12 protein-coding genes are annotated in these 15,002 nt (G+C 72.2%); 4 read left to right on the top strand and 8 right to left on the bottom strand.

The features are described 5' to 3' along the window. Positions 1-13 precede the first annotated feature (13 nt). The gene (locus tag AC3EVP_RS24895) at positions 14-1,093 is read left to right on the top strand and encodes a hypothetical protein (RefSeq protein ID WP_435133199.1); all 1,080 of its coding nucleotides are present in this window, start codon (positions 14-16) and stop codon (positions 1,091-1,093) included. A 19-nt stretch (positions 1,094-1,112) separates the two neighbouring features. On the opposite strand, the gene AC3EVP_RS24890 is transcribed toward AC3EVP_RS24895, so the two are convergent. From AC3EVP_RS24890 to AC3EVP_RS24880, 3 genes are all read right to left on the bottom strand, one after another. Next, a complete protein-coding gene (locus AC3EVP_RS24890) occupies positions 1,113-3,368 on the bottom strand; it encodes a terpene synthase family protein (protein ID WP_435133196.1) in 2,256 nt (751 codons plus the stop codon). Between the two features lie 154 nt (positions 3,369-3,522). Beyond that, entirely contained in the window at positions 3,523-5,034 is a 1,512-nt protein-coding gene (locus AC3EVP_RS24885; RefSeq protein WP_435133194.1) for a phytoene desaturase family protein, read from the bottom strand. 602 nt (positions 5,035-5,636) lie between these two features. After that, on the bottom strand, positions 5,637-6,263 hold the full coding sequence (locus AC3EVP_RS24880) for a TetR/AcrR family transcriptional regulator (protein ID WP_335973887.1): 627 nt from the start codon (positions 6,261-6,263) through the stop codon (positions 5,637-5,639). Positions 6,264-6,475: 212 nt separating this feature from the next. On the opposite strand from AC3EVP_RS24880, the gene AC3EVP_RS24875 reads away from it, so the two are divergent. Next, entirely contained in the window at positions 6,476-6,994 is a 519-nt protein-coding gene (locus AC3EVP_RS24875) for an SAV_6107 family HEPN domain-containing protein (RefSeq protein WP_435133287.1), read from the top strand. Between the two features lie 7 nt (positions 6,995-7,001). Here AC3EVP_RS24875 and AC3EVP_RS24870 read toward each other — a convergent pair whose 3' ends face one another. Next, positions 7,002-7,886 (bottom strand): LysR family transcriptional regulator, encoded by an 885-nt coding sequence (locus AC3EVP_RS24870; RefSeq protein ID WP_335973882.1) that lies wholly within the window; start codon positions 7,884-7,886, stop codon positions 7,002-7,004. 95 nt (positions 7,887-7,981) lie between these two features. Between AC3EVP_RS24870 and AC3EVP_RS24865 the strand changes: the two genes are divergently transcribed. Next, complete coding sequence (locus tag AC3EVP_RS24865) at positions 7,982-9,007, top strand: amidohydrolase family protein (RefSeq protein ID WP_435133190.1); 1,026 nt, start codon at positions 7,982-7,984, stop codon at positions 9,005-9,007. A gap of 146 nt (positions 9,008-9,153) precedes the next feature. Here the strand turns inward: AC3EVP_RS24865 and folD are convergent, their stop codons facing one another. The 4 genes from folD to AC3EVP_RS24845 all read right to left on the bottom strand — a co-directional run bounded on the left by folD (position 9,154) and on the right by AC3EVP_RS24845 (position 13,387). Continuing rightward, on the bottom strand, positions 9,154-10,044 hold the full coding sequence (gene folD, locus AC3EVP_RS24860) for a bifunctional methylenetetrahydrofolate dehydrogenase/methenyltetrahydrofolate cyclohydrolase FolD (protein ID WP_435133188.1): 891 nt from the start codon (positions 10,042-10,044) through the stop codon (positions 9,154-9,156). A 1-nt stretch (position 10,045) separates the two neighbouring features. Then, complete coding sequence (locus AC3EVP_RS24855) at positions 10,046-11,464, bottom strand: aminomethyl transferase family protein (RefSeq protein WP_435133185.1); 1,419 nt, start codon at positions 11,462-11,464, stop codon at positions 10,046-10,048. Positions 11,465-11,672: 208 nt separating this feature from the next. Then, positions 11,673-12,527 (bottom strand): formyltetrahydrofolate deformylase, encoded by an 855-nt coding sequence (purU, locus tag AC3EVP_RS24850; protein ID WP_435133182.1) that lies wholly within the window; start codon positions 12,525-12,527, stop codon positions 11,673-11,675. Next, positions 12,524-13,387, bottom strand: coding sequence for a methylenetetrahydrofolate reductase (locus AC3EVP_RS24845; protein WP_435133179.1), 864 nt, complete (start codon positions 13,385-13,387; stop codon positions 12,524-12,526). Before AC3EVP_RS24845 ends, purU begins: the two co-directional genes overlap by 4 nt. A 503-nt stretch (positions 13,388-13,890) precedes the next feature. Here AC3EVP_RS24845 and AC3EVP_RS24840 point away from each other — a divergent pair. Beyond that, positions 13,891-14,943 carry an AraC family transcriptional regulator gene (locus AC3EVP_RS24840; protein ID WP_435133177.1) on the top strand — a complete coding sequence of 351 codons (1,053 nt, stop codon included), beginning with the start codon at positions 13,891-13,893 and terminating at the stop codon, positions 14,941-14,943. Positions 14,944-15,002: the final 59 nt, after the last annotated feature.

Raw genomic sequence — 15,002 nt, 5'->3', positions numbered from 1 at the left:
AGGAAGTGGGCACATGGGCTACTCGGTGCTCTACATCGCGTTCGGCATCGTCGCGCTGTGGCTGCTGGGCGAGGTGCTGCTCCAGTACAAGGCCCGGCTGCGGTGGCGGGTGCTGGCCTTCGCCGGCTTCCTCGGCCTGGTGGTGGGGGTCGCCGACCGCAGCATCGTGCTCATCCTGCTGGGCGCGGTCGCCTTCGGCGCCGGGCAGAGCATGGTCACGCTCTCCTACAAGCGCGGCTTCTCCGCCGGCTGGGCGATAGGCGGCCGCCCCAGCTCCAGCCGGCGCCGCAGGTCGGCGGGGGCCCGCCCGGCCGAACCGGTGCTGGCGGTCGGCCCGATCGAGCCGGACACCCCCGACGGGGCCCAACCGGACGTCTCCGCCGAGCAATTGGCGGGGATGGGCGCCACCGCGGTGCACGACTTCCCGCCGGTGCCCGGCGACGGCCAGGACGGCTACGGCGCCGAGCAGGCCGTCTACCAGCCGGTTCCGCTGCCCGACGACAGCGGCGAGTACCCGCTCTTCGACGGCCAGTCGACGTACACGCCCGACCCGTACACCAGCGGCGGTTACGAGGGGTACGGCGCGCAGGGCTACCAGAGCTGGACCGGCTACGAGCAGCAGCCGTCCTGGGAGCAGGGCTCCCCACACGGCCCCCAGCAGGACGCGCAGCAGGGTGCCGGCCAGGACGGCGGCGGCTACCAGGAGCAGCCCGCGGCGGCCGCCGCCTCGTACGGCTACGACCCGGACGAGCAGGACGTGTTCGGCAACTCCCGCGCCACCGACGGCGACAGCTACGGCGCCGGGTACGGCAGCGGCGGGGACTGGCAGTTCGCGCAGTCCTCCCCGCAGCAGCCCGCGGCGGAGCCGTACGGCGACTACGGCTACGGCGGCCAGCAGCAGTACGGGCCGCAGGGCTACGGCCAGCAGCCCTACGACCCGCAGCCTTACGAGGCCCCGCAGCCCTACGATCCCCCCCAGCCCTACGACCAGCAGCAGGCGTACATCCCGCAGCAGCCGCAGCAGCCGCCGTACGAGCAGCCGCAGCCGCAGCAGCAGGAGTACGCCGACCCCTACGACCCGTACCGCTACTGACCGGCCGGGCGGGCGGCGGTCAGCGCCCGCCCAGCAGGGACGCCAGCCGGGCCGCGGACAGGCCCGGGCCCGAGGGGATCGTCCACGCGCTCCACGGGTGCCGCACGGCCGCCGCGGCCGGGGCGTGCGGATGGTGGCGCACCAGGGCCTCATCGGTGTAGCGGGCGCACCCTTCGTGCCAGGTGAGGATGCCGGCCATCCAGTCCCGCAGCTCCCGCACATAGCGGAGCAGCATCTCGCGCCCCGGCTCGTCGAGGTCGAACTCGGTGAAGAGCGACGGGAGTTGGTGCTCGGTGATGTGCTGGAACTCCGCCATGCGGGCGGCCATCAGGTCCCCGACGACGTCCATCGCCTGCTGCGGGCCGCAGTCCAGGAAGTTCTGCACCACCAATACCGCGTTGTGCAGGTCGCCCTCGAACTCGATCTCCTTACGGTAGGAGAACACGTCGTTGAGCAGGCAGGCGAAGTCCTGGGCGGCGACCTCCATGCCGTGCACCGGCCGGGAGCGGTAGACCTCGTCCGGCAGCGTGTCGCCGTGGCCGATCCGGGTCAGGCTCATCGTCAGGTCCGAGCCGAAGGTCTTGCGGCGCATCTCGATGTAGTCCACCGGGTCCGGCACCCGGTTCAGCCGCTGGTTGGCCAGCTCCCACAGCCAGCTCGCGCACATGTCGTCGATCGAGGCGCGGAAGCTCCGCCGCTCGGCCGGGGCCATCGGGCCCGCGGTGCGCCGCCACAGGTCGGCGAGCGAGCGCTCCAGCGCGGTCAGCGGCGGCGGCACCGCGCCCGCGTCCAGCGGCATGAACAGCTTGAAGCGCTCGGTGGTGATCCGGGCCGCCGCCAGGTCGCCGGAGCGGCCGAAGACCACCGGGTAGTAGTCGTCGCCGTAGGTGCCCCAGGTCAGCCAGTCCGTGACCAGGTCCAACTGCTCGGGCGACGCGGCCGGATGGATGCCCGCCGCGCACAGCGCGAAGTCGTAGTCGGCCAGTTGCCCCGCGTTCCACAGGCCCTCCGGCAGCGGGCCGCCCGGCTCGGGGTCCAGCAGGCCCATCCGGCGGCTCCAGGCCGCGTTGTGCGCCCGGGCGGCGTCCAGGTGCGGGCTGAGCGTCGTGGCGAACGGCATCGGCACCGCGGGCAGCCGCAGGCGGCCGACCGGCCGGAAGGGCGCGTGGCCGTAGGCGCGGGCGCGCTGCGGCAGCGTCCCGGCGAGCGAGGCGGCGATCTGCGCGGCCGAGGTGCCCAGGCCGGTCGGCCCGCTGAGCGCGCCCACCGCCCGCGACGCGCTGTCCGCGCCGTTCATGTAGCGGCTGGAGCGCAGATGCCACTCATGGCCGCCGGACTGCCAGTCCTGCAACCCCTTCACATAGCCGAACACCGCCAGCCGCTGCGCCGGGTCGAGCCCGAACTCCTCGAAGAGCGGCTCCACTTCGGTCAGCGCGGTGTGCTCGAACTGGTGCAGCCGCGAGGTCAGCAGGTCGTTCACCGCGTCGGCGGCCTCCTGCGGGCCGAGGTCGAGGAAGCGCTCCAGCACCAGCACGGCGTTGGACAGTTCGCCCTCGTCCTCGATCTCCCGCTGGTAGGAGAACAGGTCGTTGCGCAGGTGCACCGCGTCCGCGAAGCAGTCGCGCAGCACCCGCATCGGGCGGCTGGCCGCGATCACGTCGGGCACCTCGGCGCCCGCCGCGTGCTCGATCAGGTTCGCCGACCACGGCGCCCCGCCGACCTTGCGGCGCATCTCGATGTACTCGATCGGGTTCGCCACCCGCCCGGCGCTGATGTTCGACAGCTCCCACAGCGACTCCTCCAGCAGGTGCCGGGTGCTCTCGTGGAACCGCCGCCGGTAGCCCTCCGACATCTGCGGCACCGTCCGCCGCCACAGGTCGGCCAGGCCCGCCTCCACCTGGTTCGTCGGCTCCGGGACCTCCTGCGCGAGGTCCACCGGCATGAAGGCGGGCAGCCGGTCCAGGTACGCCTTCGCACCCGCCATGTCCGGGGTGCGCTTGAAGATGTCCAGGAAGTGGTCGTCGAAGAAGAACACCCACACGTACCAGTCCGTGACGAGGTCCAACTCCGGCCCCGGCGCGTCCGGGTGGGTGTACGCGCACAGCAGGGCGTAGTCGTGCGCGTCGAAGTCCGACTCCGCCCAGACGCCCGAGCCCTCGATCATCGCCATCCGCCGGGCCCACTCCTTCGAGTGCTCCCGGGCACTTTCGAGGTGCGGGTTCAACCGCGCCGGGTACGGCACGTAGAACGCGGGCAGGACGAAGGGCTGCGGCATCCTGGGTAAGACCTTCCGCTCAACCGATGACCGGTACAGCGCTCACGCTAGGTCGGCCCCGGTCGGCCCGGTGAGCCGCCAACGCCCTTTTCCGCCCGATGGGTTGAATTCCGCGGCCGGGCGATTAACGATCTTGCACCCGGGTCCGCGGACGTCAGCGGCTGCCGCCCGGGCCCCCGGCGACCAGGTCGGCCACGATCGCGGCGGACATGCCCGCGTGCGGCAGCCCGCCGCCCGGGTGCGCCCAACCCCCCAGGAAGTACAGCCCCTTCACCGGCGTCCGGTTCGGCGGGCGCAGCAGGGTGCCGCCCGCGCCGGGCAGCGAGGGGACCGGCACGCTGCCGCCCGCCGTGCCCGTCGCCCGCTCCACGTCCAGCGGGGTGCGGACCTCCCGCCACAACTCCCGCTCCCGCAGGCCCGGTACGGCCCGCTCCGCGACCTGGAGCAGCCGATCGGCGAACGCGTCCGCGAACCCGCCTTCCGACCAGTCCACTCCGGCGCCCCCGCCGGAGCTGTGCCGCGGCACCGTCGCCGTCACGGTGACCGCCTCGTGCCCGTCGTCCGGGCGCAGTGCCGGGTCGTCGGGCCGCAGCACCGCGACCGTCAGCGCGTCCACCGGCGGCGCCCCGGCCCGGCGCCGCCCGAACACCCACTCCAGCGCCGCTCCCCGGTCCGCGGCGTGCACGACCGTACGGTGCGCCGTACCGGCCGGACGCGAGCCCCGCAGCGCCACGTGCACCGTGCAGCGCCCCGGCTCGCCCCGCGCCCCCGTCAGCGGCGCCGCGGCCTGCGGCAGGCTCTCCTGCGGCAGGTACGGCACCGGCACCGAGGCGGCCACCACGTCCGCGTCGGCCACCTCGCCGTCCGCGAAGCGCAGCCCGCACACCACTCCGCCGCGCACCTCCACGCCCGCCACCTCGCGGCCGAAGCGGAACTCCACCCTGCGGGCGCGGCACCGCGCGTACAGCGCGTCCGCCAGCGCGCGCAGCCCGCCGCGGACGTACCAGACGCCGAACGACTGCTCCAGGTACGGCAGCACCGCCGCCGCGGCCGGCGCCGTCCGCGGGTCCAGCCCGTACCCCAGGGCGTACCACTCCAGCAGCGCCGCCGCCCGCCCGTCGCCGCCCAACTCCCGTGCCGCCACGTCCGCCAGGGACGGCGACCGCCGCAACAGGCCCCTCCTGCGCCCCGGGTACGGGTCCTTCGCCAGCGGCCCCGGGTCCGCGACCGGCTCCTCCAGCAGCGGCCGCCGCACGCCCTCCCACACCTCGCGGGCCCGGACCAGCACGTCGCTCCAGCGCTCACCGCTGCCCGCGCCGAACGCCGCGTCCAGCGCCTCGATCACGCCCGAGCGGGAGGCGTTCGGCAGCGCCACGTCCGTGCCGTCGGCGAACACGTGCCGCGCCGCGGGGTCGGTCTGCACCAGCTCGACGCACTCCTCCAGCGGCTCCCGGCCCGTCTTCACGAACAGGTCGCGGTACACCGCGGGCAGCACCAGCACGCCCGGGCCCGTGTCGAACGCGAAGCCCTCCCGCCGCAGCGCCCCCACCGCGCCGCCGTACGTCTCCCCGCGCTCGTACACCACGACCTCGTGCCCGGCCGCACCCAGCCGCGCCGCCACCGCCATCGCGGCCATCCCCGCGCCCACCACCGCAATCCGTCCCATCCCGCGAGCGTATCCACTCCGTGGGCCCGCTTCTCCCCCCGGGCGCCCCCGCCCCGTCGGCCCCGGGACCACCCCCCGGTGGACGGCCGCCCGCGCCGTTCCCCGCGCCCCTGGGTACCCCTCGGGCCTCCCGTCCACCTCCCCCGCCTCGCCGCTGCGGTTGCGCCCGTTCCCGGCCCCCCGCCGGTGGCCGGTTGCGCGCGCAGTTCCCCGCGCCCCTGGGTCACTGCGGCTCCTCCGTGCGGAAGCCCCGAGGTGGTCCAGGGGCGCGGGGAACTGCGCGACCAGCCACGACGGCGCCGCACGCAACCCACCCACGCACACTGCAACGGCGAGAGGCGGGAGGAGGACGGAAGGCCAGAAGCAACCCAGGGGCGCGGGGAACTGCGCGACCAGCCCCCACCGGCAGGTGGTCCCGGGGCGGCGGGGCGGGGCAGGTACGTGGGGGTACCTAGGTAGAGGGATGAGTACCTGTACGGATGGCCCGGCCGAGCGCAGCGGGAAGAGTAGGGGTCGCGGGAGGGGCGCGGCCGGGGCCGCCGACACGGGGCGGCGGAAACGGTCCCGCGCCCCCAGACCCGCAACGGGGGTTGGCCCGCGGATCACCGAGTGGTTCGGTGCGCCGCGGCGCCGCCCACCCGCCCCTGGAGCAGCTGCGAGAGCGTCGCGTGGACGTCGTCGAGACTCCGCTCGGGCTGGAACGCCTGCCAGTCCAGGGCGGCGACGAGCACCATGCCGAAGAGCGCGGACGCGGTCAGGGGCACGTCGATCTCGTCGCTGACCTCACCGCGCTGCACCGCCTCGCCGAGCACCTGCTCGACGACGGCGACCGCTTCCTGGCGCACCGTCATCAGGGTGTCCTGCCAGGTTCGGTTGGTCCGCCACAGCTCGGCGACGTAGAGCTGGGTGAAGGACGGGTAGCGGACGATGAAGGCCAGACCGGACCGGATCATCGCGTTGAGCGCGTCGACCCGGGTGCCGCCGCGCGAAGCCGTCTCACCGGCGGCGCGCCGCAGGGACACCGTGAGCAGCCCGACGCCGTGCCGCAGCAACTCCTCGAACAGCACGTTCTTGCTGGCGAAGTTGTAGTAGACGGTCCCCTTCGCGACGCCGGCCCGCTCGGCGATCTCGTCGACCGTGGTGGCGGAGAAACCCTGCTCGGCGATGAGGGTGACGGCGGCCTCGAAGAGCCTCTGCCGGGTTGCCTGGCGTCGTGCGGAGGAGGTCATGGCCCCGATTCTGCCCGCACCGCGACCGCGGTTCTTCCACCCGGCGGGGCCCACCGGACCCGGGATACGCGCGTAGCGCGGCACGTCCGTGCAGGTCAGAGCCGATTGTCAGTGGTGGCGCCGATGATGGGAACCGATCGGGAAGCAGGAGGAAGCAGCAGGCAGCTACGGAGAGAAGGAGGCTCGCCATGGCCGTACCCGCGATGCAGCCCATGCCGTCCGTACCGTCAGGCCCACTGACACCGTCCGGGCCCGCGCGGCGCGAGGGCGCCGGCGCCCCCGCCCGCGCCGGAGCGCCCGCCGACATCCACCCCGTGCTGCGCCGCGCCGCCGCGTCGCCCGCCGCACTCGACCTGCTCACCCAGGCCCATCTCGGACTGGAGGAGGCCGCCCGGCTCGACGCCCCCCACGAGCGGTACGCGACGGCGCACCTGGCCGCGCTGCGCACCGCCGCCGCGGTGCTCGCCGTCCGCGGCCGCCCCGAGCTCCATCCCCGCAAGCGCGCCCGCATCCGCAGCGCGTGGGAGGTGCTGCCCGAGGTCGCGCCCGAACTGGCCGAGTGGAGCGCCCTGTTCGCGGCCGGCGCCGAGCGCAGGGCGCGCGCCGAGGCGGGCATAGCCGGCGCGGCCGGCCCGCGGGAGGCGGACGACCTGCTGCGCTCGGCCGGGATGTTCCTGCGCCTGGTGGAGCGCATGCTGCTGCTCCGGCCCGCGGCTGGCGGCACGCTCTAAGGGCAGCTCACGTCGCAGGTGCCCCGGCGGGGCTCGCCGTCCGGCGGCCGATGTCGACGTACTCCCCGACCAGTGCGTCACGCCGGGAACTCCTCCAGGCAAGGCAGACCCGGGACGGGGGGATGTCGTCGACGAGGACATGGGTGATGTCGGGGCGAGCGAAGTACAGGGCCGTCGAGAGCGGTACGACGATGACACCGCGTCCCGCGGCGACATGCTCAAGCAACTCCTCGATGCTCCGCGCGGCGGGCACCGGCTGTGCCACGCGTTCGTCCGCGGGCACCGGGATGCCGCCATGCCGTTCGGGCACGTCGTCGAGGAGCAGGCGTTCGGCTGCCACCTCGGTGATGTGGACCGTCTCGCGCTGTGCGAGCCGGTGGTCGGCCGGAAGTTCGACCACCCGCGGCTCGGAGAACAGCGGCTCGACCGACAGGCCGTGAGCGCGGAAAGGGACACGCAGGTAACCGACGTCGACCTGGCCGCTCCTGACGGACTCGGCCCGCTGGAGGAAGTCCATGCGGAGCACCTCCACGGAGACGTCGGCGTGGCGGGCGGAGAACGCGCGGACGGCAGGGGCGATGGACACACCGGGAGTGAACCCGACCGTGAATCTGCGCAGGCCGGTGGCCACGTCGCGAACGCGGCGCCGGGCGGCTTCCGCCGCCGCGAGCAGACCGAGTGCTTCCTCCAGCAGGGCCTCGCCGACCGAGGTGAGCCGCGTCCCCTTGGCGTCCCGGTGGAACAGCGTGGCATCCAAGTCCTTTTCCAGCGAACGGATCTGGCGGGAGAGGACTGGTTGCGCGATGTGCAGGGCCTCCGCGGCGCGGACAAAGGACCCGTGGTCGGCGACGGCGACGAAGTAGCGCACCTTGCGCAGGTCCAGGTCCCTCACACGCACTCCCAGTCCTGCACCGATGCCTTGAGGGTATGGCAAGGGCCGCGGAAGGTCTTGGACGGGACAGGCCGACCGGCGGGACCATCAGGGGCATGAAGATCATCTGTGTCGAAGAACACACGGTCGACCGGGAGATGGCGAAGGCCGTCGCGCCCGCTCTGCTGCGGGAAGCGCCCTACATGGGCGCCCAGTGGGGCGCGGAGGCACCCTGGCCGCGGGGCAGCGGGCGTCCGACGGTCGTCTCGGTGCGGGAAGCCGAAGAGCTGGCCGTGGATCTCGGCGAGGGCCGGATCAGGGCCATGGACGAGCACGGCATCCAGATGCAGGTGATCTCCTGCACCACGCCGGCGCAACTCGCTCCCGCCGAGCAGGCCGTGGCCCTCACACGGGCTGCCAACGACCGGCTCGCCGGCGCGGTCAAGGCATACCCGGACCGGCTGAGCGGATTCGCGGTCCTGCCGTGGCAGGACCCGCGGGCGGCAACCGCCGAACTGGAAAGGTGCGTCGGCGAACTGGGCCTGAAAGGGGTACTCATCGCGGGCCGCCCGGGGGACACGTTCCTGGACGACCTGCGGTACGCGCCGGTGCTCCAGAAACTCAGTGATCTGCGGGTGCCCCTCTATGTCCACCCCTACCACCCGCTGCCGCGGGTGCAGGACGCCTACTACGGCGGTTTCTCCCCCATCGTCAGCTCGTGGCTCTCGCTCGGCGCGTGGGGGTGGCACAACGAGGCCGGCGTGCACGTCCTGCGTCTGATTCTCTCCGGAGCGTTCCAGCGGCACCCGGACCTCCAGGTCATCAGCGGGCACTGGGGGGAGATGGTTCCGTTCTCCCTGCAACGCCTCGACGATACGCTCCCGCCGAAACGGACCGGCTTGCCGGACACCATCACCGAGATCTACCGGAGACATGTCTGGGTCACCCCCAGCGGCATCTGGGGCCTGCCGCACTTCGAGTTCGTGCGCAAGGTGGTGGGCGCCGACCGGATCATCTGGTCCGTCGACTACCCGTATCTGGCGCTGGACGGAACACGCGCCTTCATCGAGAAGCTGCCGGTCGGTGAGGAGGAGAGGGAGAAGATGACCCATCTCAACGCCGAGAGGCTGTTCGGGCTCTGACGCGGTGCCCCTCGCCACCGCGCACCAGGACGCGGCGGCGAGGGGGTGTCCGACCCGGCGGCCAGTGGGGCGTTGCAGGCGGCGCAGGTATTCCAGGGACATCGAAAGCGCCGCCGGAAGGCCCCGCACGCGACGTCGTACGCCGGTCACGCCCACCGGGGCACCTTGAGCGCCCCCGACCGCAAGCAGCTCCGTTCCGCGGAGGTGACGGTGTTCTTCAGCAGCATTGTCACCGTCATGGGGCCGACGCCACCGGGAACCGGCGTGATGTACGACGCCTTCTGCCGGACCCCGTCGAAATCGACGTCGCCGACGACGCGGCTGCTGCCGGGGACCCGGTTGATGCCGACGTCGATGACGACCGCGCCGGTCTGCACCATCTCCGCCGTGACGAGGCCGGGCACACCCGCGGCGACGACGAGGATCTCCGCCAGGCGGGTGAACTGCGCGAGGTCGCGGGTCTTGGCGTGGCAGATCGACACGGTGGCGTCGCCGTGCATCATCATCAGGCCGAGAGGCTTGCCCACGATGTTGCTGGCGCCGACGACGACCACGTTCCGGCCCGCGATCCCGATGCCCTCGTGGGCGAGCAGTTCGAGCACCCCGTACGGAGTGCAGGGTGGGAAGACCGGCTCGCCCACCACAAGGCCGCCGACGTTGTAGAGATGGAAGCCGTCCACGTCCTTGGCGACCTCGATGCTCTCCAGCACCTGCCGCATCCCCACCTGCGGGGGCAGCGGAAGCTGGACGAGGACGCCGTGGACGTCATCGCGGCCGTTGAGCGCGTGGATCGTGTCCACCAGCTCCGCCGTGGTGACGGTGGCCGGCAGGTCGTACCGGAACGAGGCGATGCCCACCTGTGCACATGCCCGCTGCTTGTTGCGGACGTACACGTGCGACGCGGGGTCGTCGCCGGCCAGCAGGACCGCGAGCCCGGGCACCACGCCGGAGCGTTCCCGCAGGCGGCGCACGCGTGCGGCCAGTTCCTCTCGCACCCGACCGGCGATCGCATTGCCGTCGATGACTCGGGCGGCCACGTCATCGCCTCGACGAGCCCGCGCTGCCGGTGGACTGCGGGGAGTAGGCGAAGGGAGCCGGGGCGACGGTCGCCCGCAGCTGCACCTGCCGGTGCCGCTCCACCCGGGGCTTGCGGGAACCGCCGTCGGCCTCACCCCACAGCACGACGACCTCGGTACCCGGCTCGGCGTGCGCGGGGTCGAGCATGGCCAGGGAGAGCATGCGACGCTCGTTGGCCGAGTACCCGCAGAAGGTCGAGAGCCCGACCATCTCCCCGTTGACCAGCACCTGGTCGCGCTGTCCCAGCGTGGCGTAGTCAGCCAGCGGGAACTCGATGAACTTCGCCGGTGTCCCGTCCTCCAGCAGGGAACCCATGGCGGCCAGAACGTCGTCGCGGTTCCAGATGAGCGTGACCCGGCGGCGTGCTTCGCTCCTGGACATGCGCTCAAGCGCCTGCCTGCCGATGAAGTCGTGGTCGAATGAGACGAGCTTGCCGTAGCCGAGTTCGAACGGGGTCGTGTAGTAGTCCTCGATGAGGTCGCTGCGGAAGCTGCCGGCCAACTGCCACCGCCCCTCCCATCCGTCCGCGGGCAGCCATTCGCGGTATTCGCGCAGAGCCTGGCCGGTATAGACGGCCGGCACCGGGCCTGCGATCCACCCCGATTCCTGGATGGCGCTGTAGTACGCCTTCATGCCGCCCTGTACCAGGCCGAACTCCGCGCCGGCCCGCAGCAACGCCTCGTGGACGGCGGATTCGTCGGCATACGCGCCACTGATCTCGTACGCCTTGTGACGCCCGGCCATTCCGTGGCGGAGCACGAGTACTTCGACACCCGCGATGCGGGCCGTGAAGGTACGGAAGAGTCCCGGGTCGGGAATGGGCCCGCCGACGGCCTTCTCGAAGATCGACCTGGCGTGCGGCCCGTCGAGCTGGTACCGGAACCGGACCCGGCCCGCGGACCCGTTCTCCGCGGTGTTGCCGTCCCTGGTCAGGTCGACGTTCCAGTCGCCGGTGCTGGCCTGGTATTCGATCCAGTTCAGCAGGGGCATGCTGCTGACGAGCTCGTAGCTGTCGTCACCGTGCGGATAGAGGACGCAGTCGCCGATCAGGTAGCCCTCGGGGGTGCAGCCGACGAATTGCTTGGCCACCCCCGGGGCGAGGTTTCCGAAGCTGTTCACCCCGATCCAGTTCAACAGGCGGCGCGCGTCAGGGCCGGTCACGTACAACTCGGGCATATGATGGGTCTGGTTGAAAATCACCGCGGACTCGCGCCATGCGAGCTGCTCGTCACGCCAGTTCGAGAACTCGGCGGGAACGGGGAACCGGCCGGACTGTGAACGGGTGTTGAGCCCGGGGCTCTCGTTGTAGAAATATCCGACGAGGTCGGGGTGGCGGTCGATCAGTTCTTGGAGGGACTGGCCGTCAGTGCGTTCGGTCATGGGCCGGACCTTTCGTATGAGGTACGAAGGAAGGGGAATTGCCGCTCATATCGATGCTTGCGCCCCGGACGCCCCGTGCGAATGCCGCTTGCGGGTATCGGACGATGCGGTTTCGCATGTTGTCCGGGCGTCCGGGCGTCCGGACGAAGGACGGAGGACCGGGACCGCGGCAGCCCTCGCCGGGCCGCCCGTGCAAGCGGGGTGGGAGTCACGTCAAGACGACTGTCCTGCGGCCTTGGACCAGCACCCGGTTCTCAAGGTGGTAGCGCACCGCCCGCGCCAGTGCGAGGCATTCGGTGTCGCGGCCGAGCTCAGCGACCGCCGCCGCGCTCATCGCGTGGTCCACCCGCTGCACCTCCTGCGCGATGATCGGGCCCTCGTCGAGGTCCGAGGTGGCGTAGTGGGCGGTCGCGCCCACCAGCTTGACGCCTCGGTCGTATGCCTGCTGGTAGGGCCGGGCGCCCTTGAAGCTGGGGAGCAGCGAGTGGTGGATGTTGATCACCCGGCCCTGGAGCCGGTCGCACAGCGCCGGGGAGAGGATCTGCATGTAGCGGGCGAGAACCACCAGCTCCACCCGCTCCTCCTCGACGAGCCGCAGCAGCTTGTCCTCGGCGCCGGCCTTGGACCCGGCGTCGACCGGAAGATGCACGAAGGGGACGCCCGCCGACTCCGCGAGATCCCGGCAGTCGGGGTGGTTGGACACGACCGCGACCAGTTCGGCGCGCAGTTGGCCGGTGCGCACCCGGTGGAGAAGGTCGTTGAGGCAGTGCCCGACCCTGCTGACCATGATCAGCACTCGGGGCCGGTGCCGGGCGTCGACCAGGCGCCAGTCCATGCCGAGAGCACGAGCGACGGGCTCGAACTCCGCCCGCAGGGCTGCTACGTCGGGCACCCCCTCCACCAGGCCCGTCGCGGCGACGCGCATGGCGAAGCGGCCGGCCTCCCGGTCGCCGAACTGGTGGCTCTCGACGATGTCGAGGCCGTGACCGGTCACGAAGGCCGAGACCGCCTGAACGATCCCCGGACGGTCCGGGCAGCAGAGCGTGAGCACGATCTCGCTCATGCCGCGGCTCCGCCGCACGCGTTGAGCCAGGTCTGGAAGACGGGCACCTGGTTGAAGGTGAAGACGTGCAGTCCCTCGATGTCGCCGCCCCCCTCCGGCTCCGTGGCGAGCACCGCCCGCACCAGGGGAGCGGGGTCGTAGGCCCGCCCCGTGAGAACGTTGCCGACCAGGCCGTGCTGCTTGGCCAGGAAGCGCAGCGACTGGCCGACCCCGATACGCAGCGACAACTCGGTGAGCTTGGCGAGCTTCAACGGTCCGGCGATACCGACACGCACCGGCAGCGTCACCCCCCGCGCCCGTGCCTGCGCCAGCCATGAGGCGAGCGCTGCGGCGTCGAAGCACATCTGACTGACCAGGTACGTGGCAGCGCCCTGCTTGCGCAGCAGCGCCTCCCACAGCCTGTCGTCGTCGATGCCCGGATGGCCCTCGGGATAGCAGCCGATGCCGATCCGCGTGAACGGGTGCTCCATCGACGTCAGGTCGTCCAGTAGTCCGGCGGCATCGGCGTACCGGCCGACGGGAACCGTGGCGTCGCCGCCGACGACGTAGAGATCGGTCACGCCCAGGTCCGCGACGCGCCGCACGAAGTCCCGCAGCGCCGGGCGGTCTGCCACCATCCGGGCCGCGAGGTGGGGGACGACCCGCCGTCCCGAGTGCGCCGCGACCGCGCAGTGCTCCAGCGTCCGAGCCAGTCCGAACTTCGGGGAGCAGGTGACCGCGACGGTGGCGTCCTGCGCCGTCGCGAGGATCTGCTCCTGGGCGCCCTTCAGCGGAATGACCTCTATCGTGGCCTCTTTCAGCAGTCGGAGAAGCCGCTCATCGGCGCCTGACGGGGTGACAACACGCTGCTCGGCGGTCATCGGCCGGTCCTCTCGCTCGGAAACGGCCCCCGGCCCGTCGAACGCCGGGCCGGGAGCGTGACACGACGGGGAACTCTAGGCACGGGCAAACGCGTCCACGAGCCACCAGGCGAAGGGTCCGGCACCGGTGCGCGAAGCCGCCGCCGGGCGGGCCGGCCGGCGCGGCGGCTTCGCCTACCGGACCCCGCCGCTTCGCTCAGTGGATGGCGCCCCGGCGCGAGCGCTCCTAGACTCGATCGCCGCAAGAGGCACCTCCGACGAGCGCTGCCCGGCCGGACCGGTCCACCGCCGGCCCGGGGAAGGGGCGATATCGGACGGACAACGGCTGAAGTCCGCACGGGCTGTGAGACGCGTTCATCGAGGTCAAGCCGCAGGTCGAGCAGCGCTCCACGACCCAGGTCGCAGTGACGGAGCCGGGCGGGAACGGCAGGTCGACGCGGGACGCACGCCCGCCGCTCCGGCCAGGTTCGTGGAGGACCACGCATCGACATTCGGAGAGCCGCATGACCGCCTTCGCCGACGTCACCCACCAGCCGCGCACCGATGACTCCGTGCTGCGCTCGCTTGCCGCCTACAAGCGCTACGAGACACACGACCTCGCGGTCGCGGAGGTGGAGACCCGCCGGTTCATGGCCCCAGGCCGACTGCGTGTCCGCCCCGGCGACCACGAGGATGTCGCCGCCAGCGCCTTCTATGCCGACACCGGCTCCGTCGGGATCGGGCGGATGAGCTACGGCGCCGACGTAGTCGTCGACCGGCCGACCGACTCCCGGCACCTCGGGATCGCGATACCGCTGTCCGGGCGCATGCGCGTCTGGCGAGGAGGCGAGGCCGCCGACGCGCCGGCCGGCGAGTCAGTCGTCGTGATCGCGCCGGACGGGCGCTCCGTCACCGAGTGGAGCGCCGACTGCGACGCCCTCATGCTGCGCGTGACGACCTCCTCGCTCGCCCGCGCGGCACGAGCCCTGACGGGCGACCGGACCACCGGCCGGCCGCCGCGGTTCGTGCACCAGGTGCTGCCGCTGGAGCGGGGATACGTCGTCCACAGCGCCGCCAGACTGCTCGCCGAGACCTTCGGACGGTACGACGACGTGGCCGCCGTTCCCCACGGACTGCTGCAGCAGCTGTCCGAACACGCCCTGAGCGCTGTGCTGCTCGGGTTGGAGCACGACCTCAGCGCTCCCGCCAAGCCGTCCTACCGGGCAGCTCCCAGCAAGGCGGTGCGGTCAGCCGTGCGACTGATCGAGGACGAGGAGAGCGCGGTGTTCAACGTCGGCGAGCTGGCACGCCACCTCGGTCTTACCGTACGCGCCCTCGAACTGGGTTTTCGTCGCGCGTTCGACGAGACCCCGCACCAGTACATGCGGCGGATCAGGCTCGAACGGGCGCACCGCGAACTTCTGGCTGCCGACGCCGCCGACGGGACCACCGTCACTGCGATCGCGACCAGATGGGGTTTCTTCCACACCGGGCGGTTCGCCACCTCGTACAGGGCCGCTTACGGTGTCATGCCCTCGGACAACCTGAAGGCCTCACCGACGCAAGCCCTCCTGTGAGTGCTCCGGCCATCAGCGTCCCGCCCTGTACGGCGCCGGCGGGCCCTCTCGGCCGGCCG

The sequence above is a fragment of the Actinacidiphila sp. bgisy144 genome (assembly GCF_057708105.1).
Note: the sequence above shows the minus strand (reverse complement) of the source record. Positions and strands in the feature narration are given on the sequence as shown.

What these genes read in the sequence shown, in the direction of transcription:
- AC3EVP_RS24855 (WP_435133185.1), bottom strand. Translation starts at nt 11,464, where the DNA reads ATGACCGAACGCACTGACGGCCAGTCCCTCCAAGAACTGATCGACCGC.
- purU (WP_435133182.1), bottom strand. Translation starts at nt 12,527, where the DNA reads ATGAGCGAGATCGTGCTCACGCTCTGCTGCCCGGACCGTCCGGGGATC.
- AC3EVP_RS24895 (WP_435133199.1), top strand. Translation starts at nt 14, where the DNA reads ATGGGCTACTCGGTGCTCTACATCGCGTTCGGCATCGTCGCGCTGTGG.
- AC3EVP_RS24840 (WP_435133177.1), top strand. Translation starts at nt 13,891, where the DNA reads ATGACCGCCTTCGCCGACGTCACCCACCAGCCGCGCACCGATGACTCC.
- AC3EVP_RS24875 (WP_435133287.1), top strand. Translation starts at nt 6,476, where the DNA reads ATGCCGTCCGTACCGTCAGGCCCACTGACACCGTCCGGGCCCGCGCGG.
- AC3EVP_RS24845 (WP_435133179.1), bottom strand. Translation starts at nt 13,387, where the DNA reads ATGACCGCCGAGCAGCGTGTTGTCACCCCGTCAGGCGCCGATGAGCGG.
- AC3EVP_RS24890 (WP_435133196.1), bottom strand. Translation starts at nt 3,368, where the DNA reads ATGCCGCAGCCCTTCGTCCTGCCCGCGTTCTACGTGCCGTACCCGGCG.
- AC3EVP_RS24880 (WP_335973887.1), bottom strand. Translation starts at nt 6,263, where the DNA reads ATGACCTCCTCCGCACGACGCCAGGCAACCCGGCAGAGGCTCTTCGAG.
- AC3EVP_RS24885 (WP_435133194.1), bottom strand. Translation starts at nt 5,034, where the DNA reads ATGGGACGGATTGCGGTGGTGGGCGCGGGGATGGCCGCGATGGCGGTG.
- AC3EVP_RS24865 (WP_435133190.1), top strand. Translation starts at nt 7,982, where the DNA reads ATGAAGATCATCTGTGTCGAAGAACACACGGTCGACCGGGAGATGGCG.